The sequence below is a fragment of the Paenarthrobacter sp. NCHU4564 genome (assembly GCF_052156435.1).
GTDB lineage: Bacteria > Actinomycetota > Actinomycetes > Actinomycetales > Micrococcaceae > Arthrobacter.
On record NZ_JBQLIS010000007.1, the window covers coordinates 90380 to 110422 of the forward strand.

Genomic DNA, 20043 nt, shown 5'->3' on the forward strand with positions numbered 1-20043 from the left:
ACAAAATAGGCGGGTGAGTGCGGCCGGGGACTTCATCGATTACACCCTCCAACGCGAATCCTCCTGGGAGAAGGAGCATGAGGCGCGGGAGCGGCTGGGGAACCTCATGGATGTCTACGGCGCTTCCATGGGCGCCGTGCGGGGCACGGTCAGGGACGCCCTCAAACGGCACAAAGACCTGGACCATGACCAGGTAACCGCCTTGGGCTCCGAACTCTGGTCCGTACCCGTCTTTGAACGCCGGCTGGCGGCAATAGTCCTGCTGCAAAGCAAAGCAGGGCTCCTGCTGAACACCGACCTGACCCGCCTGGAAGGATTCCTCCGCCAGTCAGGGACTCCCGAACTGGTGGACCCGCTGGCAACAGACGTCATCAGGCCACTGCTTGACAGGCTCGACGGGCAGGCAAAAGAACGTGCCCAGCGCGTGGTGGAGCGGTGGTCACAAGACTCCGACCCCTGGTTGAACCGAGCCGCCGCGCTCGCAGTGGGCAGCCCTGCCCCTTGATTAGCGCCGCGGACCCGCCTAGCGTTTCCTGCAACGCATGCCAGACGCCAATTCCGTGAATTGAGAGGCAGGTTGTTCGAATGAAATCGCTGTGGCTGGACCGGGAGTCCACCTTTACGTCCGATGCGATCCCTGACCGCAAACATTTCGACACCATAGTGGTGGGTGCAGGGCTGACGGGCATGGTGGCTGCACTGCTGTTGTCCCGCGCCGGCCAGAGGGTGGCGGTATTCGAAGCCAGGACCCTGGGGGCCGTGACCACCGGCCACACGACCGGCAAGCTGAGCCTCCTGCAGGGCGGTGCGTTGTCATCATTGCGCAGCCAGTACTCCCTCAAGGTGGTGCAGGCATATGTTGAAGCCAACCGGACGGGCCAGGCATGGCTGATGCAGTACATGGAGCAGCAAGGCATCCCGTTCCAGCGCCGGACGGCGGTGACGTTCGCAACCAGCGACGACGGCGCGCGGCAGCTGCGCAAGGAAGCTGCGGTTTCGCGCGACGCAGGACTCGATGTGCACTTCAGCCGCGACGCTGCCCTTCCGTTCCCCGTGGTGGAAGCGTTGGAGCTCGAAGGCCAGGCACAAATCCATCCGATGGAGGTCATCGATACGCTGGCGGGCGACATCCGCGGGCACGGCGGCCTGATCGTCGAGGACATCCAGGTCCAGAACGTCGGAGCCGGGGACCCCTTGGAAGTGACCACCCGGAAAGGGGCCTTTACGGCCGATACCGTGGTGGTCGCCACGGGGACCCCGATCCTGGACCGCGGCCTCTACTTTGCCAAGCTTGAACCCAACCGTTCCTATGCCGCGGCGCTCCGGCTACCCGAAGGGATGCCGCTGCCACAGGCCATGTACCTCTCGATCGATTCCCCCACCCGGTCCCAGCGGACCCAGCCCGTGGCTGAAGGTGAGCTTCTCCTGGTGGGCGGATATGGGCACACCGGAGGCAGGGCGGCGTCACCCAAGGCCCATCTGGACGAGCTGCTGGGGTGGGCGCAACAGCACTATCCGGGGGCGCAGGCCACGCACACCTGGTCTGCGCAGGATTACAGGGCCACCAACCTCATGCCGTTTTTCGGCAAACTGCCCCGCGGTCACGGCAGGATCTTTTTCGGCACAGGCTACAACAAGTGGGGCATGAGCAACGGAGTCGCCGCTGCGCTGTCCATCACCTCCGACATTCTGGGCGGCCAGTCGGACTGGGCGCGGGTGATCCACCACCGGACCACGTCCCCCAAGGGAGCTGCGGAAGCGATCCGGTTGAACGCCGGCGTGGCCAAGCGCCTGGTGGAGGACCAGGCGAGGATCCGCAGCAACCCGGAAATCACGGACCAGACGCGGCCCTCGGAGGGAACCGGCGTCGTGGGCCTTTACAAGGGTGAACCTGCAGCTGTGTCAACAGTCGATGGAAAGGTGTGCAAGGTTTCGGCCGTGTGTTCCCACCTGGGCGGGATCCTCAGCTGGAACGACGCCGAAAAATCGTGGGACTGCCCGCTGCATGGCTCGAGGTTCACGCCGGAAGGCAAGTACCTGGAAGGTCCCGCAACGCACCATCTGAAGACGTCGCCGGGCAAGAACAAGGACTAGGACAACCGATCGACGCGCCGCTGGACCTGATCGGCGGCCCTCCGTTGCTGCGTGGCTGTCCTGACGGCTTGCTTCCTGGCTGATTCCGCGGTTTCGGCGTCCCGTGTGGTACCGATCAGTTCCGCTTCGAGGGCTGCAAGGATTTTCCGGGCATCGGCGATCTCCGATTCCAGGGCTTTCCTGCGTTCCTCCAGATCCTTGACCGTGTCCCAGGCTTTCGAGGCGGCGTCTTCGGCCTCACGCGCTTGTTTGTCGGCTGCCTCGAATTCGCTGCGGGCCTCCCCAAGTTGCTCCCGCTTTTTCGCGGCCCTGCGCTCTGCAAGGGACGTGGCCTGCTCCCCGGCTTCCTTCTTGCGTGCAGGGGGCGCGGATGCCTTCTTTTCCTTCCGTGCCGCGGCGGGTTTGGCAGGCGGTGCCACCACGGGGGATTCTGCCGCAGTCGCCTCACCCGGGCCGGCTGCGGCCACGGCATCAGTGAGGTCCACTGCCTCGAAACCGCTGCTGCTCAGTCCGCGGACCAGCCTGCCCGTGGCTACGGCCGAGGCCGCGCCGGCATCTGCCATGGCCGCCCGGAGGGTTTGTTCAGCATCGGCGGCCGCGGCGGCGCTCAGCGGAGTTCCCAGCATGGAGGCCAGGTCCTTTGCCTCGTGCACGGCGGCACCCAGCCGGCCCTGGCGCTGCTGGCCCAGTTCGCGGAACGCCTCCGCATCGCCCCCGGCTTGCGCTTCCCGCAGGGATGCGCCGAAACGCACGACGCCGTCAATCACCTCGGGCCGGTGTTGGGCCAGCATGTTGATGGCCCAGGCGCCGGCGGCAGGCTTGGGGAGACCCGTGATGTCCTTGGCGAGGTCTTTGTCCCCTTGGTCCTTCGCTTTGCGGGCCAGTGCGGTCCGCTCCGCGGTGAATTCACGCGGCATGACCGCATAGAGCCGGTGGGCAGCTTCGCGGAGGTCCATGCCTTCATCCTAGGAGCATCAACCCGTGACCGCGGACGCGACACCCAGCGTCTTAGGGTAGCCTAAGTCCGTGGACCAGATCATGAGCTTGCCCTTCGGCGTGGCACTTGCCGCGCTTTTCGCAATCGTCATGATCCGTGTCAACGCCACCTATTGGCTGGGGCGGGGTGCGGCCGCCGGCTTGTCCCATACGCGGTTCGGTTCTTCCCTGCAGCGCCCCAAAGCAGCCCGGGCCCAGACGCTGATCCAGCGGTGGGGACCATACGCCGTCGTGGTTTCCTTCCTGACCGTAGGCCTCCAGACGGCCGTCAACCTCGCCGCCGGTGCTGCCCGGATGCCGTTGCGGCGTTATCTTCCGGCAGCCATTGCGGGGTCGGTCCTGTGGGCACTGTTGTACGCCACGATCGGCCTGGCCGCCATCGAGGCATGGCTTGCTGTTGCGGCGGCTTCTCCCGTGGGCGCGGCGGTGGCAGCGGCAGGACTAGGCGTCCTGGTGGCGGGGGTAGTCGTATCCCGACGGCGTCGGTCGGCTGCCAAGTCAGCGGATACAGTGGTCTGAGTTCCACTGCTGGATCGGCGAAAGGCTCGGGTTGACTACTGCATTACCGGAACTCGCGGAAGGCAACTTCTACTACCAGACATTGGGTGGCGGGCGTTACCGTTCCACCCTCCACGCACAGGGTGCCTGGAATCCGCACGAACAGCACATGGCCCCCGCTTCCGGCATTGTGGCCGACGCTCTGCTGCGCCACGAGCCGCGGGAAGATGTCCGGCTGGCCCGCATCAGCTTCGAGATCCTCGGCCTGATCCCCGGCGGTGAATTCGAGGTCACCACCTCCACGCTCCGCCCGGGCAGGACCATTGAGCTCATCGGGGCCGAGTTGTCGGCCGGCGGCCGGGTAGCTATCCGGGCCTCGGCCTGGCGCATGATCACCAGCGACACCAGTGCCGTTGCCGCGGTGGAGGACGAGGCCATGCCCGCTCCCGACGAATGCAAGCCATGGGATGGCGCCAGCGTCTGGCCCGGCGGGTATATCCGGTCCCTGGAGATGAGGATCGCCGAAGGGCACCGCCCTGGTTCCGGCAAGGTATGGATCCGGACCCACCATCCGCTGACCGACCGGGCAGACAGCAGCGATGTGGCCCGGCTCATGGGCCTGGTTGATACCGCCAACGGGATCGCCGCCCGCGTCCCGCCGGGCGGGGACAGCTACATCTTCCCGAACGTGGACCTGCAGATCCACATGTACCGTGCACCGTCAGGCGAATGGCTGGGGCTGGACAACAAAGTGTCGTTTGGCGCTGACGGCATCGGCCTGACGTCCACGGTCCTCCACGACGTGGACGGTCCCTTCGGCCGGGCCGAGCAGATCCTCACCTTGAGGAAAAGCTGATGACTGAAGGAAACCCGGTGGTTTCGGAGAAACCGCAACTCACCTTGTACCGCCAGGTGGAATCGCTGGGAGCGGCAGAAGACCTGGACTTCGCGCTTGACTTGCTGCAGCGGGCCCGCAGCGGCCGGCTCGGGCCATGCCTGCGGTTGTACCGGCCGCAACCTACCGTGGCGTTCGGACAGCGGGATGCCAAGCTGCCGGGTTTTGCGGCCGCCGAGGAAGCATGCCGGGTGCGTGGCTTTGAGCCGCTGGTACGGAAAGCCGGCGGGCGGGCGGCTGCGTACCATCAAGGGACGTTGGTGATCGACCACGTGGAGCCCCACCCGGACGCGATTGTCCGGGCAAAAGCCCGGTTCTCCCAGTTCGGTGAGTTGCTGGCAGGAGCGCTTCGCGGCGTGGGCGTGCATGCTGCCGTTGGGGAAATCCCGGGCGAGTATTGCCCCGGCGAGTTCAGCGTGCACGGTGAGGATCCGGACTTTCCTGCCCACCGCATCAAGCTGATCGGTACCGCCCAGCGCGTGGTGTCAGGCGGCTGGCTCTTCAGTTCCGTGATTGTGGTGGAGGACTCCGGTCCGATCCGGGATGTCCTCACCGCCACTTATGACGCTTTGGGCCTGGAGTGGGACCCTGCCACGGCGGGGGCTGCCAACGATTTGCTGCCGCACGTGGACGTCACGGCGGTGGAAGCCGCCGTGGTGGATGCCTACCGTGCCTACGGTGACATCCACGACGGCGACTTCCGGACTCTCCTGCCGTAGGAACCCGGGGGTCAGTGACCCCTGGCGATCCACTCGTCCAGGTGCGGTGCCTCGTCGGCGATCGTGGTGGAGTCCCCGTGCCCGGTCCGGACGACTGTTTCGCCGGGGAGGGTCAGCAGCCGTGTGCGGATGGACTCGATGATCGTGGGGAAGTCGCTGTAGGAGCGTCCCGTGGCCCCAGGCCCGCCGTTGAAGAGGGTGTCACCGCTGAACAGTGTGCCTTCGTCCGGGAGGTGGAAGGACACTGACCCGGGGGAGTGGCCCGGGGTGTGAATGGCCCGCAGGGTGGTGCCGGCTACGGCGAATTCCTGTCCGTCGTCGATCGCGTGGTCAGGGTCGGTGTCCGGGAACACGGCCTGCCACAGCATCCAGTCTTCGCGGTGGAGGTGGATGGGTGCCTTGACGAGGTCCCGGAATTCGCCGGCGAAGCGGATGTGGTCGTCGTGCCCGTGAGTCAGCAGGATGGCTTTGACGGTGCGGCCGTTGACGGTTTGGGCAATCGCGGCAGGGTCGTGCGCCGGGTCAATAACGACGCACTCGGTGTCGTCGCCGATGATCCAGACGTTGTTGTCCACGTCCCAGGTTCCGCCGTCCAGCGAGAACGTTCCCGAGGTGATGACGCGGTCTATGCTCATGCTGTCCTTGCTCACAGTTCCACCACCGATCGCAGGACATCACCGTGGTGCATCTTGTCGAAGGCTTCTTCCACCTGGTCGATGGTGATGCGTTCGGTGACGAAAGCGTCCAGGTCGAGTTTCCCTTGCTTGTAGAGGTCCACGAGCAGGGGGAAGTCGCGGGAGGGCAGGCAGTCGCCGTACCACGAGGACTTGAGGGCGCCACCGCGTCCGAATACATCCAGCAGGGGCAGTTCAAGGGTCATGTCCGGGGTGGGCACACCCACCAGGACCACGCGTCCGGCGAGGTCACGGGCATAGAACGCCTGCTTGTAGGTTTCCGGCCGGCCCACGGCGTCGATGACGACGTCGGCGCCGAAGCCCCCGGTCAGGGCGCGGATCTGCTCGACAGGGTCGGTGGACGACGAATCGACCGTGTGGGTAGCCCCGAGGTCCTTGGCCCGTTCGAGCTTCTTGGGATCGATATCGACGGCAATGATCGTGGTGGCGCCGGCCAGGGCAGCACCCGCAATCGCGGCGACGCCTACGCCGCCGCAGCCGATCACGGCCACGGACTCGCCCCGCTTGACCTCTCCGGTGTTAATGGCTGCTCCGATGCCTGCCATGACGCCGCAGCCGAGCAAACCGACAGCGGCGGCATCGGCGTCGGGGTCGACTTTGGTGCACTGGCCGGCGGCCACGAGGGTTTTTTCGATAAAAGCACCGATACCGAGGGCGGGCGAGAGTTCAGTGCCGTCCTCGAGGGTCATCTTCTGCGTGGCGTTGTGCGTGTTGAAGCAGTATTGCGGCTGCCCCTTGGCGCACGCCCGGCAGGTCCCGCAGACGGCACGCCAGTTCAGGACCACCCGGTCACCAGGGGCAATGTCAGTGACGTCCGGACCCACGGCGCTGACCACACCCGTGGCCTCATGGCCCAGCAGGAACGGGAAGTCGTCACTGATGCCGCCGAGCTTGTAGTGCAGGTCGGTGTGGCAGACTCCGCTGGTGAGGATGTCGACCAATGCCTCGCCCGGTCCCGGGTCCGGGACGAGGACGGTTTCAAGTGTTGCTGGTGCGCCTTTGGAGCGTACGACGACGCCTTGGACAGAGTGGACCATCAAGGGTTCCCTTCGGACTCGCGGATAGCGGGGAGTGCTGCCGGGACGTGCGGTCCCAACAGCTTCCCTCCCTGTCTATCACGCTTGCCCGCCTGCCCATCAAACAGGCCTGGTGCCTAGGCGGCGAGGCGGGATTCCACGTCCGATGCAGACGGGTTGGTTGCCGCGGTGCCGTCCGGGAAAAGAACGGTGGGTACGGTGCGGTTGCCGCCGTTGAGCTGCTCCACCAGTTCGGCAGTGCCTTCCACTTCCTCGATGTTGATCTCTGTGTAGCCGATGCCCTTGGCGTCAAGCTGCTTCTTGAGGCGGTTGCAGTAACCGCACCAGGTGGTCGAGAACATGGTGATGGTGCCGGACTCGGGGGTGAAATCCACGGAGCTCTCCTCTGTGTCGTCTTCAAGGTGGTTCGTCGGTAACAACGGTAACCCGGTGGCGGATAATTCCCGTCGGCTGGTTACGTCACATGCTTGCTGGTGTGCCGGCCGGGGACAGGGCAGACTGTTCGCATGTGTGGACGTTATGTGATGGCGCGTGCCGTGGGTGACCTGCTGGCTGAATTCGACGCCGAACTCGAGAACGAAATCGCATTGGAAAAGTCCTGGAACGTGGCCCCGACGGACACCGTTCCCATTGTCCTGGAACGGGATATGGCAGAAGGGGTGAAGCGCCAACTTCACCTGGCGAAGTGGGGTTTGGTACCTTCCTGGGCCAAGGATGCCAAGGGCGGGGCCCGGCTCATCAACGCCCGCAGCGAAACCCTCCTGGAGAAACCCTCGTTCCGGAAGGCTGCTGCCGCCCGGCGTTGCGCCGTCCCGGCCGATGGCTACTACGAGTGGAAAAAGGGCGAAGGCAAGAACAAGCAGCCCTACTATGTGCATCCAGGAAACGGTGAAGGGGTTGTTTTCGCCGGCCTTTACGAATGGTGGAAGGACCAGTCCCTGCCGGAAGACGATCCCGCGCGGTGGCTGCTCTCCATGTCGATCATCACTGCTGACACGCCAACCGCTGAATCTGCCCGCACCCGGCGCAGCGCTTCAGTCTTCGATGAATTGACGGCTTTGCATGACCGGGTCCCGCTGCCCATGGGTGCTGAAACGATGGAAGCCTGGCTTGACCCCCGGCAGGACGACGCAGCGGCTTTGGTGGACATGGTCCGCTCGCGGGCGCATGACGCGGCCGCCGACTGGACGCTGGATGCGGTGGGGGCCGCCGTCGGAAATGTCCGGAACAACTCTCCCGAGCTGATCCGGCCGGTCGAGGCGCTCTTCTAGGCGGTCAGAGCTTTTCGGTGACCGGCACGCCGGACTGAAAGTCGCGGCCGTCGGCTTCACTGAACGCTGTGAGCACGTGGTCATCACTGAGCCCGCCGATGGCTGCCTTGGGGAAGTTGCCGGTGATGACACTGCCGCTGTGCTCTACGCCCTTGATGTCGTAGTTTTCCTCAGCGCTCTGTGAGTGGTTGAAGGAATAGAACGAAATTGCTTCACCATTCATGAACTCGATGCCCAGCCGTCGTTGCGACGAGTAATCCTCGCTGGCAGCTACCAGGCCCACGACGTAAGCGCCTGAGCCTGGTATATCGCCTTCGATTTCGAACCTGGCCACGAGGTTGTCTTCCGTGGCGGTGATGCTGACCTGCTTCAGGAGTGCGTCATGGTTGCTCATGCCACAATCCTGCTCTGCCGACCCGCCTCCGTCCACCCCTTGGGTCCCTCCGGGGCGCCATCATCCTTCCAGGAGCCGACGTATATTGGCGGCAACGGTTGCGTGGTCAGGGTGCTGTCCGCGCCGGGCTGTCAGCAGGTGCATGGCCAAGCCGTCGCTGTAGTCGGCCACAGCCTCGGCCCGCAACCTCGCCCCGGGCAGGCCCATGGACTCCAGCAGCATTTCCATTCCACCCAGCATCCGTTCATGGCCGGCCGTGACGACCCCGGGCTGGTCCAAGGCGAAGGCGAACCGGGCGCGGGTCAGGTCCGCATGGTCGGTGGCCAGTGTCAACACCGCGGTGGCGAGCTGCTCCGCCAAGGCAGCGACCGTCGTCGGGGGTTCTTCCGTGCCGAAATGCCGCAGAAGGTGCATGTCCTGCTGCTCTACGCGATCGACGGCGGCTGCCACCAAAGCGGCCCGGTTACGGAAGTAATTGGAGGAGCACGTGGACATCATCGGCGGGGGTATAGCCGGACTGGCATTAGCGGGAATCCTTGATCCGGAGCGGTTCGCCGTCACCCTCCATGAGCAACGGCCGGAACTGCCCGGCGTCGGAACAACACTCGCCATGTGGGCCGGCGCCCAGGCCGCAATCGCCAGGCTTGGGCTCCTGGATCAACTCCGTGACGCAGGAACAAAGCTGGCTTCAGGGGCCCTCCGCGACCCCTCAGGGCAGGCGATGCTGTCCATGGAAGGAGATGCCCTCCTCGGAATACCGCGCCCAGCCCTCCTCAAGTTGCTCGATTCCGCCGTCCCCACCACGGTGCGCCGCGTTACCGGGCGGGTTGAGCGGCTTCCTCGGGATTCTTGGCTGACCGTAGGTGCAGACGGGGTCCACAGTGTTGTCCGCCGCACGCACTGGGGTTCGCGGGCGGTAGCCAGGCCCACACCCGTCCTGGCGGTCCGGGGAGTGATCCCGGGCAATCCTTCACCCGAAGACGTGGGGGAGTACTGGGGGCGGGGAAACCTCTTCGGGCTTGCCCCGGCGGGGGAGGGCACCAACTGGTACGCATCGTTCCGTTCCGGCCTGGGACCTGACCAGGTCGATGTTCCTGAGGCGCTCGATACCACCCGTCGGCTGTTTTCCGGCCACGCCGCAGCAGTGCAACATGTCCTTGCCCAAGCCACAGCTGAAACCACCCTGGCACAAAGAATCTGGATTGCACCGCCGCTGGCCCGGTATACACGGCGCAACGTGGTACTGATCGGAGACGCGGCCCATGCCATGACCCCAAACCTTGGCCGCGGAGCCTGCGAATCCCTGATTGACGCAGTTACCCTGGGAAGCTTCCTTAACGCACTACCGCTCAAAGATGCCTTGGCCAATTACAACAAGAAGCGCGTGCTGCCCACCCAGCAACTACGTCTGGCATCCTCTGCCATGGGCCGGACAGCACTTGCCCGGACCATGCAACCGGCGCGTGATGCACTGCTTAGGCAGGTGGGAAAGCGGATTGCCAACAAGGCAGCAGCGGTAAAAACCGTGGAGTAGGTTTTGTCGGTCGAGCGTCGTAAACTGGCTGTATTCGAACATACTTTCGAATACGGCCGGCGGTGTAAGGAGCGCTCACATGGGACTGTTCAGCGAGTCCGTTGACGTCATCTGCACAGAAACAGGGCAACCAAGCCACGTCCACTGGAAAGGACAACGCCGCCAGGTCATCAACCAACCGGACCGATGGTACGAACGCCGCCAATGGTGGGCCGAAGAAACCCGCGCACCCCTGGGAAGCGGTACCGGACTCGTAGACCACGAAATCTGGCGGGTCCAACTCACAACAGCCCAGGAACCCGACCCCATCACCCTTGACCTCGTCCGCCACCTCGGCAGCGGAAGATGGCGGGTCCTCCGCATCCACGACGCCGCGCCCGCACACGCCGTTGAACCCGACGAAGCCGCCTGACCCCCTGAACCATGAGCTTCACCCACCTCCACGTATCCACAGCCTTCAGCGCCCACTACGGAGTTTCCTGGCCGGACGACCTCGCCCAGGCAGCCGCTGCCGACGGAGCTACAGCGCTCGCCTGCACAGACCGGGACGGTCTCTACGGCACCGTGAAACACCTCAAAGCCTGCATGGACGCAGGACTGGACCCCATTGTTGGTGCAGACCTCGCTGTCTTTGACCCCGACGGTGACCACCGGACACAGATAGGCGGACGCGTCATCGTCCTCGCCCATGGCCACAACAACGGGGCAGGCTACCGCGCCCTGTGCCGACTGGTCTCCGACGCCCACGCCCGGACCTCCGGAAAAGCCGGCGGAACCATCCCCGCTGCAGTCACCCGGGAAGAATTGGCCTCCCGTACCCTGGACCCCCAAACCCTCAAGCCCGTACTAACCGTCCTTATCGGGCCCGACTCCGACGTCGGCCGGGCCATGGGTGGCAGGAAATACCTCAGGCCCAGGACCCTCTTCAAACAGTGGGTTGACGCCATGCCCCCTGGAACCGTCGTTGCAGAAACCGTCTCCCATCTCAGTGCACCCGGGGAATCCCTCAGCACCGCCCACGCGATCCGCATGCTCAAACTGGCCATGGAATTCAACATCCCCGCCGTCCTCACCAACGCCGTACGCTACTGCGCCCAGGACGGCGCGCCCACCGCGGATGTCCTGGACGCCGCACGAACCCTCAAATCACTCCCCGAACTCTCAGCAGAACCCCAACTGTTCCCCGCCGGCCAAGTCCAAGCTCCAGGCCAACTCCAACCCACAGGCCAAGGATGGCTCAAAAATGCGGGGCAAATGCACCAGCTGGGCAAGGAAATCATGTCCGCAGCGGGCTACGGAGCACCGGAACTCACCAAACTCCTCTCAAACACCGAGGCGCTCGCCGATAAATGCCGAATGGACCCCGTCAGGGACATGGGCTGGAAAAAGCCCGTGGTACCCGAGGCCGCCATCATCGGCATCGACCAAGACCCCATGGTTGAACTCACCCAACGCTGCGAAGCCGGCATCAACCGACGATTCCCCGGGATCAAGGAAAAGTCCTATCAGCAGGTGCGCTCGCGGTTGGACCATGAACTGGAAATCATTGGCAAACTTGGCTTTGCCTCGTACTTCCTCACCGTCGCTGAGGTTTCGCGCATGATCATCGACATGGGCGTCAGGGTGGCGGCGCGGGGGTCCGGCGCCTCAAGCCTGGTCAATTATTTGATTGACATCAGCCAGGTGGATCCCATCAGGCACGACCTCATTTTCGAAAGATTCCTGTCAGGACACCGCTCAACGCTTCCTGACATCGACATCGATGTCGAGAGTGCCGAGCGGCACAACGTCTACAGGCGCATTTTCGATCGGTTTGGCGCTGAGCGGGTCACCTTGATGAGCATGCAGAACGGTTACAGGGCACGCGGTGCGGTAAGGGATGCCGGCCTGGCCCTTGGCATGGCCGATGAAGAGATCGGGGAGATCGCCAAGCAGCTGTGGCGGTTCTCCGCCCGGAAGTTCCGTGAAGCCCTGGAGGAAAAGCCCGAACTGCGTGAGTTTGCAGACAGGGTAGAGGCTTCCAGGTCAAGGCGCACATCCATGGAGGAAAATCAGCAGCTGGATCTCCTGGTGGATCTGACGGAGAGGCTCGACCGGCTGCCACGGCATATCTCCATGCATCCCTGCGGAGTCATCCTGGGGGACGCAACCCTCCTTGACCGCACCCCGGTGCAACCCAGTGGTATCGGCTTGCCCATGAGCCAGTTCGATAAACACGACATGGACCCCATGGGCATGCTGAAGCTTGATGTCCTGGGAGTGCGGATGCAAAGTGCCATGGCCTTCGCAGTGCGTGAAATCATCCGCCTGCACCCCTCCAAAGCGGAGGTAACTGCAGCCGGAAACCATCCCACCGGCACCAGTGGTGAAGGCCCCTCCTATATCGGCCCGGATGGGAGAATCGACCTCAATGCAGTTCCCCTGGACGACGAGGCCACCTATGACCTGATCCGGAGCACCCATACGTTGGGCTGCTTCCAGATCGAATCCCCGGGGCAGCGTGAACTCATTGGAAAGATGGCTCCACGGGAGTTCAACGACCTCATCATCGACATATCCCTGTTCAGGCCAGGGCCCATGAAATCCGACATGGTTCGTCCCTTCCTGGAACACAGGCATGGATTTGCGCCTGAGAACTATCCGCATCCCGACCTCAAGCCTGTCCTGGAAGAAACCCACGGGGTCACCGTTTTCCACGAACAGATCCTGAAGACCTTCGATGTCATGACGGGCTGTGGCCTGGCCAAAGCCGATGAATTCAGGCGTGCCTTGGGCGACGAAGGCCACGAACCCGGAGTAGAACAATACTTCCGCCTCCACGCCATCAAAAAATATCCACCCGAAGTGGTGGACAAGGTCTGGGGAACCTTGAAGGCGTTCGGGAGCTTTGGTTTTTGCAAGGCGCATGGGGCAGCCTTCGCCGTGCCAACCTTTCAGTCAGCATGGTTGAAGACCCATCATCCCGAGGCCTTTCTGGCCGGGTTGTGGGAGCACGATCCCGGGATGTACCCCAAGCGGCTTCTTGTGGCCGAGGCAAGAAGGCTGGGCATTCCGATCCTGCCCCTGGACATCAACCGCAGCAAGGCCGAATACCGGGTGGAGAAACTGGAGGACGGCCCTGACCGTGGCAAGCTGGGTATCCGCTTGAGCCTTACCGGTATCTACGGCCTGTCCAAAACCGAGCTGGGACGGATTGTGGCAGGACAGCCATTCGATTCGTTGGCGGATCTCCGGGCCAGGGCCAGGGTCAGTAAGCCAAACATCAAGAGGCTTGCCCAGCTGGGGGCTTTCGATGCCCTGCACAAGGACGCTGGGGGGACTGCAACCAGGGCAGACGTTGTCCAGCATCTGCAATCACTGCAGACAAGTGCTGCCAGGAAAGCTCCTGAGGTGGTTACTGGCCAGCTGTCTTTCAATCTGGGAGACGTGGAATTGAGGAACATCACTCCCGAACTGCCGGAACCTACACGGGTTGAAACCGTACGCGCGGAGTTGGACCTGATGGCTGTGGATGTGAGTGAGCACCTGATGGAAAGCCACCGGCCGTTGCTGGACAGGCTGGGGGTCACCACGGCGGACAAGCTCCTTGGGCTAAGGAACGGTACTGAGGTGCTGGTGGCCGGTGTCCGGGTTGCAACGCAGACCCCTCCCATGCGGGGCGGACGCCGGGTGGTATTCATCAGCATCGACGACGGCACTGGCTGTGTGGACAGCGTCTTTTTCCATGAAGCGCAGGAGGAATCGGGTTCCCTGCTGTTCGGCACCCGCTTGCTCCTGATCCGGGGAACCACCCGAAGGACAGGTCCCCGGGGCATCAGTATCAGCGCAAGCAAGGCCTGGGACCTGGGGCGCCCGGAAACTTTGCCATATCCGGGAACCCTGCCCTCCGGCGTCGACATTCCACTCGAATTCAGCGAGCCGGGACCGCTTGCAGGCGTCTCAAGGAACCTCGCCATCACCGGACTTGGGAGCTGACCCAAGGCACCGGCACGTTGCTTTGGACCCCTCCGCCGGAGCAGATACGATTGACGATGGCTGGCTGTGGTCCCCGTACGCCACAAGCTATGAAGCCTCAACAATGAATAGGAGACACCCGTGTCAGATGCCCAACAGATCACCCTCATCGTCGATGGCGAAGAGACCAAGGTGACGGAGGGGACTACCGGCGCGGAACTCTTCTTCGAGCGCCGCGATGTGGTTGTTGCCCGTGTCGATGGCGTGCTCAAGGATCTTGACCAGCCCCTTTCCGACGGTGCAACGGTGGAGGGCGTCACCATTGAATCGCCGGACGGACTCAACGTTCTCCGCCACTCCACGGCCCACGTCATGGCCCAGGCAGTGCAGCAGTTGCGTCCGGATGCCAAGCTGGGCATCGGTCCGTACATCACCGACGGCTTCTACTTCGACTTCGACGTCGCTGAACCGTTCACTCCGGAAGACCTGCGCCAGCTGGAAAAGATGATGCAGAAGATCATCAACCAGAACCAGAAGTTCGTCCGCCGCGTCGTTACAGAAGAAGAAGCCCGCGAAGCCATGGCCAACGAGCCCTATAAGCTCGAACTGCTGGGCAAGAAGAACGACGCCGCAGACTCCGCCGAAGGGGTCAACGTTGAAGTCGGCGCCGGCGACATCACCATTTACGACAACGTTGACCGCAAGAGCGGCGACAGCGTTTGGTGCGACCTTTGCCGAGGCCCCCACCTGCCCAATACCAAGATCATCTCGAACGCCTTCGCGCTGACCCGGTCCTCGTCCGCCTACTGGCTGGGCAACCAGAACAACCAGCAGCTGCAGCGGATTTACGGAACGGCGTGGCCCACCAAGGAAGCCCTCAAGGCTTACCAGGAACGCATCGCCGAGGCAGAACGCCGTGATCACCGGAAGCTTGGTGTCGAACTGGACCTGTTCTCCTTCCCGGATGAACTCGGTTCCGGCCTCCCCGTGTTCCACCCCAAGGGTGGCATCATCCGCAAGGCCATGGAGGACTACTCCCGCCAGCGCCATGTCGACGCAGGCTACGAGTTCGTCTACACCCCGCACATCACCAAGGGACACCTGTACGAGGTCTCCGGCCACCTTGACTGGTACAAGGACGGCATGTTCCCTGCGATGCAGGTCGACGCCGAACTGAATGACGACGGCACTGTGCGCAAGCCGGCCCAGGACTACTACCTGAAGCCGATGAACTGCCCCATGCACAACCTCATCTTCCGGTCCCGTGGACGTTCCTACCGTGAACTGCCGCTGCGGCTCTTCGAATTCGGCTCTGTCTACCGCTACGAGAAATCCGGTGTTGTCCATGGCCTCACCCGGGTCCGGGGCATGACACAGGACGACGCCCACATCTACTGCACCCGCGAGCAGATGAAGGACGAGCTCACCACCACGTTGAACTTCGTCCTCGGTCTCCTCAAGGATTACGGCCTGGATGATTTCTACCTGGAACTCTCCACCAAGAACGAGGAAAAGTTCGTGGGAGACGACGCCACTTGGGAAGAAGCCACCCGGACGCTGGCTGAGGTAGCAGAGGCGTCCGGCCTCGAACTCGTTCCGGATCCGGGCGGAGCGGCGTTCTACGGACCGAAGATTTCAGTGCAGGCCAAGGATGCCCTGGGCCGTACCTGGCAAATGTCCACCATCCAGTTGGACTTCAACCTGCCGGAACGCTTCGAGCTTGAATACCAGGCAGCGGATGGAACCCGCCAGCGTCCCGTGATGATCCACCGAGCGCTGTTTGGTTCCGTGGAGCGCTTCATGGGTGTCCTGACCGAGCACTATGCCGGCGCATTCCCGGCCTGGCTGGCTCCGGTCCAGGTCGTCGGGATCCCGGTTGCTGAGGCTTTCAACGACTACATGTTCGATGTCGTGGACCAGTTGAAGGCAGCGGGGATCCGCGCCGAGGTGGATATTTCCTCGGACCGTTTCCCCAAGAAGATCCGCACCGCCAGCAAGGACAAGATCCCGTTCGTCCTGATTGCCGGTGGTGAGGACGCTGAGGCCGGCGCAGTATCCTTCCGGTTCCGCGACGGAAGCCAGGACAACGGCGTGCCAGTGGAAGAAGCGGTCCGCCGGATCGTCGACGCCGTAAAGAACCGCGAGAGCTGACGGAACGGACTGGATGACGGTGGAGGAGAACACAGGCGCGGGCAACCTGCCGGACGACGCCGGGGTAACCGATGATTTCGGGTTGGCGGGCGTTCCGGACGCGTTCCAGCGACTGTGGACTCCTCACCGCATGGCCTACATCAAGGGCGGGCAGGACCAATTCAAGAACAAGGATGACTGCCCGTTCTGCGTCGGTCCCACCCGCAGCGATGAGGAATCCCTCATCGTTCACAGGGGCAGGACCTGCTATGTGGTGCTCAACCTCTTCCCCTACAACCCCGGGCACCTGCTGATCTGTCCCTACCGCCATGTGCCGGACTATACGGACATCACCGTGGAGGAAACCGCAGAGTTCGCCGATCTTACGCAGACTGCCATGCGGGTGCTGCGGAAGGTCTCGAACCCCAGCGGCTTCAATCTGGGGATGAACCAAGGGGTGACCGGTGGCGCCGGAATCGCCGCCCATCTGCACCAGCATGTTGTACCGCGCTGGGGTGGAGACGGCAACTTCTTCCCGATCATCGCCCAGACCAAGGCCATCACCCAGACCCTTGACGAGGTCCGTAAGGCAGTGGCCGAGGCCTGGCCGGGGGAATCGAATGCTCAATAGGCATGCGCGCGGCTTCTTTACCTCCCTCTTCACGCCCATAGCCCGTTGGCTCCTGAAGATGGGCGTGTCTCCCGACGCCGTCACCATTGCAGGAACAGCCGGGGTCATCTTTGGCGGCCTGGTGCTCTATCCGTTGGGGCATCTGTGGTGGGGTTCGGTGATGATCGCCGTGTTTGCTTTCTCCGACGTCGTGGACGGAATCATGGCCAGGCTCCAGGAGCGCAGGGGAGGCTGGGGAAACTTCCTCGACTCCAGCCTGGACCGCCTCGCAGACGGTGCCATCTTCGCCGGCCTGGGCATCTGGTTTTTCACCCAGGGCGGTGATGCTGCCATTGGCGCCGCATCGGTCATCTGCCTCGTCCTGGGCATGGTGGTTTCCTACGTGCGCGCCAAAGCGGAGTCCTTGGGCTACCACGCATCGGTAGGGATCGCCGAAAGGGCCGAGCGGTTGGCGTCCGTGCTCCTGGTCGCCGGGTTGACGGGGCTGGGACTTCCGCCGGTAGTCCTCTTCGCCACGATGATCCTTTTGGCACTCGCCAGCGTGGTCACGATCGTCCAGCGCATGGCCACAGTACGCAAGCAGGCCATGGCCGAAGCCAACGGCATGGGAAGCGGCGCCCAGGCCTAAACGCAGCAGCGCTTCCAGGGAAGTGGCATCTGACCAGAGTCCCTCAACTGCTGTTGTGCAGCTGTCCTACCAGTTGCGGTTCACACCCGCTGACGGCAGTAATGAAAGTACTGCCGGACCCCGTCCTGCGACTACTATTACTAGTACTTGGTCACCATGACCTGAAAACCCGGTGCGCGTTGAAAGCGGTCCTTGGCTGCCCGTGTCCCCGGCAAGAAGGTCGTTTATCTACCCATAGGGGTTTTTGTGTCTACACAAGATGTAAGCAACGAAGCCGGTTCGTCCGCGAACAGCGTCACGGGCAGCAGCCGCGTTAAGCGGGGCATGGCTGAGATGCTCAAGGGCGGCGTCATCATGGACGTCGTTAACGTCGAGCAGGCCCGCATCGCCGAGGATGCCGGCGCCGTGGCTGTCATGGCGCTCGAGCGTGTTCCGGCTGATATCCGCGCCCAGGGTGGCGTGTCCCGCATGTCCGATCCTGACATGATCGATCAGATCATTGCCGCCGTGTCCATCCCGGTGATGGCCAAGGCCCGCATCGGCCACTTCGTCGAGGCCCAGGTCCTCCAGTCGTTGGGTGTGGACTACATCGACGAGTCCGAGGTGTTGACCCCGGCGGACTACATCAACCACATCGACAAGTGGAACTTCACCGTTCCCTTCGTCTGTGGTGCCACCAACCTCGGTGAGGCGCTGCGCCGCATCAACGAAGGTGCGGCAATGATCCGCTCCAAGGGCGAAGCCGGCACCGGCGATGTCTCCAACGCCACCGGCCACATGCGCAAGATCCGCACCGAAATCGCCCAGCTCGCCGCCCTTCCCGAGGACGAGCTGTACGTTGCGGCCAAGGAACTGCAGGCCCCGTACGAGCTGGTCAAGGAAGTCGCCGCCACGGGCAAGCTCCCGGTGGTGTTGTTCACCGCCGGTGGCATCGCGACCCCGGCTGATGCTGCGATGATGATGCAGCTCGGCGCCGACGGTGTGTTCGTCGGTTCCGGTATCTTCAAGTCCGGCAACCCGGCCCAGCGCGCCGCCGCCGTCGTCAAGGCCACCACGTTCCACGACGATCCTGACGTGATCGCCAAGGTCTCCCGCGGCCTGGGCGAAGCCATGGTCGGCATCAACGTCGACGAGATCCCGCAACCGCACCGCCTCGCCGAACGCGGCTGGTAGTAAGCGGCTGTAGTAAGCAGCACAACGACGCCGGAGGGCCGCCCGCGAAGGGCAGCCTCCCGGCGTCGTTCGTTAAAACCGTAAGATTCGCGTCCTCAACGGTGGCGCGCCAAGTACTTCCGGCTCCGCGATCGTAGGATGGCGGTTATGGGCAAGATCACACGCATAGGCGCCGTACTGAAGCGGACAGCGATCGTATTCCCTGCGGCGACGCTCTTGCTGATCATGGGTGCATGCGGCGTCATCGCCGAAAATGATGCGCGGGAGCAGAGCGGTTCCCCCGCACCGACCGAAACCCAGGCGCCGACCCCCAGTCCAACGCCGACCCCAACGCCGGGTAAGGGGCCGGCCTGCCCCACGCTCCGCTGTACGTCCATCACCGTGACCGGGGACATGCTGGTGCATACCCAACTCTGGCAGCAGGCCCGCGCGGATGCTGCCGCGGCGGGCCAGGCCGGGTACACCTTCGTGCCGCTCCTGGAAGGGCAGCGGCCCTACATCCGCAACAGCGACCTGGCCATCTGTCACCAGGAAACCCCGGTGGCCACCCCGGACGGGCCGTTCTCCGCCTACCCCTCCTTCAACGTTCCGCCGCAGATCGTTACAGCCGCCAAGGACGTTGGCTACCAGGCCTGCACCACGGCCAGCAACCACACCATAGACCGCGGGACGGAAGGATTGCTCCGCACCCTCGATGCACTGGATGCCGCCGGTCTGAAGCACACGGGCTCCTACCGTACGGAAGCAGCAGCGCAGGAGATCCTGATGCTCAAAACGGAAGCCGCCACGGTCGCCGTGATCATCGGCACCTACGGTCTCAACGGGCAAATCCCGGAATACCCGTGGTTGGTCGATGCCCTGGACCCGCAGGCCATGATCGCGAAGGCGGCCAAGGCGCGAAGCCTGGGCGCAGATATTGTGCTGGGTGTTATGCACGCCGGCGACGAATACGCCAGCGAGCCCAACCTCCAGCAACAGGAGGTAGCCCACGCCCTGGTGGACAGTGGCCGGTTCACGATGATCTACGGCCACCACACCCACTCTGTCCTGCCGATCGAGAACTACAAAGGCACCTGGATCGTCTATGGCCTGGGCAACGGGGTCACTGAACTCTCGCCCTGGTACGTCGTCAATAACGAGGGCCTGCTGGTCCGCGCACAGTTCAGCCAGAATGAAGCCGGCCAGTGGACCACCTCAGACCTCGCATGGGCGCCGTCGGTCATTGTCCGTGATCCTTACCGCTGGTGCTCTGTGGCAAGTGACGCCCCGCAGGGTGTCTGTGCCTCCCCGGCGGCGGACGCCGCCACCCACCAGCGCACCAAGGCGGTGGTGGAGTCGATGGGCGCTGCCACAGCAGGAGCCCACGAACTGCTTATCACCAAGGAGAAATAGGC

The 20043-nt window shown here is 63.6% G+C and carries 20 protein-coding genes; 14 read left to right on the plus strand and 6 right to left on the minus strand.

The features are described from left to right. The first annotated feature begins 13 nt into the window (after positions 1 to 13). Positions 14 to 505: a DNA alkylation repair protein gene (locus ACSVIE_RS09540; protein WP_426002897.1), complete on the plus strand. Its 492-nt coding sequence runs from the start codon at positions 14 to 16 to the stop codon at positions 503 to 505. Positions 506 to 585: 80 nt separating this feature from the next. Then, a complete protein-coding gene (locus tag ACSVIE_RS09545) occupies positions 586 to 2094 on the plus strand; it encodes an FAD-dependent oxidoreductase (protein WP_426002895.1) in 1509 nt (502 codons plus the stop codon). On the opposite strand, the gene ACSVIE_RS09550 is transcribed toward ACSVIE_RS09545, so the two are convergent. Beyond that, positions 2091 to 3050 carry a hypothetical protein gene (locus ACSVIE_RS09550; RefSeq protein WP_442423656.1) on the minus strand — a complete coding sequence of 320 codons (960 nt, stop codon included), beginning with the start codon at positions 3048 to 3050 and terminating at the stop codon, positions 2091 to 2093. The two genes, ACSVIE_RS09545 and ACSVIE_RS09550, sit on opposite strands and share 4 nt — an antisense overlap. A gap of 70 nt (positions 3051 to 3120) precedes the next feature. Between ACSVIE_RS09550 and ACSVIE_RS09555 the strand changes: the two genes are divergently transcribed. From ACSVIE_RS09555 to ACSVIE_RS09565, 3 genes are read left to right on the plus strand one after another with little or no spacing between them, the layout of a single operon-like run. Further along, positions 3121 to 3609, plus strand: coding sequence for a DedA family protein (locus ACSVIE_RS09555; RefSeq protein ID WP_442423657.1), 489 nt, complete (start codon positions 3121 to 3123; stop codon positions 3607 to 3609). A 31-nt stretch (positions 3610 to 3640) separates the two neighbouring features. Further along, complete coding sequence (locus ACSVIE_RS09560) at positions 3641 to 4444, plus strand: thioesterase family protein (RefSeq protein ID WP_426002890.1); 804 nt, start codon at positions 3641 to 3643, stop codon at positions 4442 to 4444. Next, positions 4444 to 5202 (plus strand): lipoate--protein ligase family protein, encoded by a 759-nt coding sequence (locus ACSVIE_RS09565; protein WP_442423658.1) that lies wholly within the window; start codon positions 4444 to 4446, stop codon positions 5200 to 5202. The genes ACSVIE_RS09560 and ACSVIE_RS09565 overlap by 1 nt, the downstream gene beginning before the upstream one ends. 11 nt (positions 5203 to 5213) lie before the next feature. On the opposite strand, the gene ACSVIE_RS09570 is transcribed toward ACSVIE_RS09565, so the two are convergent. From ACSVIE_RS09570 to ACSVIE_RS09580, 3 genes are all read right to left on the minus strand, one after another. Beyond that, the gene (locus ACSVIE_RS09570; RefSeq protein ID WP_442423659.1) at positions 5214 to 5837 is read right to left on the minus strand and encodes an MBL fold metallo-hydrolase; all 624 of its coding nucleotides are present in this window, start codon (positions 5835 to 5837) and stop codon (positions 5214 to 5216) included. A gap of 11 nt (positions 5838 to 5848) precedes the next feature. After that, the gene (locus ACSVIE_RS09575) at positions 5849 to 6934 is read right to left on the minus strand and encodes an S-(hydroxymethyl)mycothiol dehydrogenase (protein WP_426002885.1); all 1086 of its coding nucleotides are present in this window, start codon (positions 6932 to 6934) and stop codon (positions 5849 to 5851) included. Positions 6935 to 7050: 116 nt separating this feature from the next. Continuing rightward, positions 7051 to 7308, minus strand: coding sequence for a mycoredoxin (locus ACSVIE_RS09580; protein ID WP_426002883.1), 258 nt, complete (start codon positions 7306 to 7308; stop codon positions 7051 to 7053). A gap of 150 nt (positions 7309 to 7458) precedes the next feature. Here ACSVIE_RS09580 and ACSVIE_RS09585 point away from each other — a divergent pair, with 150 nt between their 5' ends. Continuing rightward, the gene (locus ACSVIE_RS09585; RefSeq protein WP_426007545.1) at positions 7459 to 8205 is read left to right on the plus strand and encodes an SOS response-associated peptidase; all 747 of its coding nucleotides are present in this window, start codon (positions 7459 to 7461) and stop codon (positions 8203 to 8205) included. Positions 8206 to 8209: 4 nt separating this feature from the next. Here the strand turns inward: ACSVIE_RS09585 and ACSVIE_RS09590 are convergent, their stop codons facing one another. Both ACSVIE_RS09590 and ACSVIE_RS09595 read right to left on the minus strand, forming a co-directional pair. Next, positions 8210 to 8599, minus strand: a complete 390-nt coding sequence (locus ACSVIE_RS09590; protein WP_426002882.1) for a hypothetical protein — start codon at positions 8597 to 8599, stop codon at positions 8210 to 8212. A 60-nt stretch (positions 8600 to 8659) separates the two neighbouring features. Beyond that, the gene (locus ACSVIE_RS09595; protein ID WP_442423660.1) at positions 8660 to 9097 is read right to left on the minus strand and encodes a TetR/AcrR family transcriptional regulator; all 438 of its coding nucleotides are present in this window, start codon (positions 9095 to 9097) and stop codon (positions 8660 to 8662) included. On the opposite strand from ACSVIE_RS09595, the gene ACSVIE_RS09600 reads away from it, so the two are divergent. The 8 genes from ACSVIE_RS09600 to ACSVIE_RS09635 all read left to right on the plus strand — a co-directional run bounded on the left by ACSVIE_RS09600 (position 9087) and on the right by ACSVIE_RS09635 (position 20041). Next, positions 9087 to 10133, plus strand: a complete 1047-nt coding sequence (locus ACSVIE_RS09600) for an FAD-dependent monooxygenase (RefSeq protein WP_442423661.1) — start codon at positions 9087 to 9089, stop codon at positions 10131 to 10133. The two genes, ACSVIE_RS09595 and ACSVIE_RS09600, sit on opposite strands and share 11 nt — an antisense overlap. A gap of 79 nt (positions 10134 to 10212) precedes the next feature. Next, a complete protein-coding gene (locus ACSVIE_RS09605; RefSeq protein WP_426002878.1) occupies positions 10213 to 10545 on the plus strand; it encodes a DUF6504 family protein in 333 nt (110 codons plus the stop codon). 11 nt (positions 10546 to 10556) lie between these two features. Continuing rightward, the gene (locus ACSVIE_RS09610) at positions 10557 to 14108 is read left to right on the plus strand and encodes a DNA polymerase III subunit alpha (RefSeq protein ID WP_442423662.1); all 3552 of its coding nucleotides are present in this window, start codon (positions 10557 to 10559) and stop codon (positions 14106 to 14108) included. A gap of 120 nt (positions 14109 to 14228) precedes the next feature. After that, positions 14229 to 16238: a threonine--tRNA ligase gene (thrS, locus tag ACSVIE_RS09615; protein ID WP_442423663.1), complete on the plus strand. Its 2010-nt coding sequence runs from the start codon at positions 14229 to 14231 to the stop codon at positions 16236 to 16238. 19 nt (positions 16239 to 16257) lie between these two features. Continuing rightward, positions 16258 to 16848: an HIT family protein gene (locus ACSVIE_RS09620; protein ID WP_426002874.1), complete on the plus strand. Its 591-nt coding sequence runs from the start codon at positions 16258 to 16260 to the stop codon at positions 16846 to 16848. Beyond that, positions 16838 to 17476, plus strand: a complete 639-nt coding sequence (gene pgsA / locus ACSVIE_RS09625) for a phosphatidylinositol phosphate synthase (protein ID WP_442423664.1) — start codon at positions 16838 to 16840, stop codon at positions 17474 to 17476. Before ACSVIE_RS09620 ends, pgsA begins: the two co-directional genes overlap by 11 nt. A gap of 246 nt (positions 17477 to 17722) precedes the next feature. Further along, positions 17723 to 18649, plus strand: a complete 927-nt coding sequence (gene pdxS / locus ACSVIE_RS09630) for a pyridoxal 5'-phosphate synthase lyase subunit PdxS (RefSeq protein ID WP_442423665.1) — start codon at positions 17723 to 17725, stop codon at positions 18647 to 18649. A gap of 138 nt (positions 18650 to 18787) precedes the next feature. Beyond that, positions 18788 to 20041, plus strand: a complete 1254-nt coding sequence (locus tag ACSVIE_RS09635; protein WP_442423666.1) for a CapA family protein — start codon at positions 18788 to 18790, stop codon at positions 20039 to 20041. Positions 20042 to 20043 lie beyond the last annotated feature (2 nt).

Bases quoted from the DNA above. Each gene is read 5' to 3' on its own strand.
- ACSVIE_RS09570 (WP_442423659.1), bottom strand. From the start codon at position 5,837: ATGAGCATAGACCGCGTCATCACCTCGGGAACGTTCTCGCTGGACGGC.
- pgsA (WP_442423664.1), top strand. From the start codon at position 16,838: ATGCTCAATAGGCATGCGCGCGGCTTCTTTACCTCCCTCTTCACGCCC.
- ACSVIE_RS09635 (WP_442423666.1), top strand. From the start codon at position 18,788: ATGGCGGTTATGGGCAAGATCACACGCATAGGCGCCGTACTGAAGCGG.
- ACSVIE_RS09605 (WP_426002878.1), top strand. From the start codon at position 10,213: ATGGGACTGTTCAGCGAGTCCGTTGACGTCATCTGCACAGAAACAGGG.
- ACSVIE_RS09545 (WP_426002895.1), top strand. From the start codon at position 586: ATGAAATCGCTGTGGCTGGACCGGGAGTCCACCTTTACGTCCGATGCG.
- ACSVIE_RS09595 (WP_442423660.1), bottom strand. From the start codon at position 9,097: ATGATGTCCACGTGCTCCTCCAATTACTTCCGTAACCGGGCCGCTTTG.
- ACSVIE_RS09590 (WP_426002882.1), bottom strand. From the start codon at position 8,599: ATGAGCAACCATGACGCACTCCTGAAGCAGGTCAGCATCACCGCCACG.
- ACSVIE_RS09550 (WP_442423656.1), bottom strand. From the start codon at position 3,050: ATGGACCTCCGCGAAGCTGCCCACCGGCTCTATGCGGTCATGCCGCGT.
- ACSVIE_RS09585 (WP_426007545.1), top strand. From the start codon at position 7,459: ATGGCGCGTGCCGTGGGTGACCTGCTGGCTGAATTCGACGCCGAACTC.
- ACSVIE_RS09565 (WP_442423658.1), top strand. From the start codon at position 4,444: ATGACTGAAGGAAACCCGGTGGTTTCGGAGAAACCGCAACTCACCTTG.
- ACSVIE_RS09575 (WP_426002885.1), bottom strand. From the start codon at position 6,934: ATGGTCCACTCTGTCCAAGGCGTCGTCGTACGCTCCAAAGGCGCACCA.
- ACSVIE_RS09610 (WP_442423662.1), top strand. From the start codon at position 10,557: ATGAGCTTCACCCACCTCCACGTATCCACAGCCTTCAGCGCCCACTAC.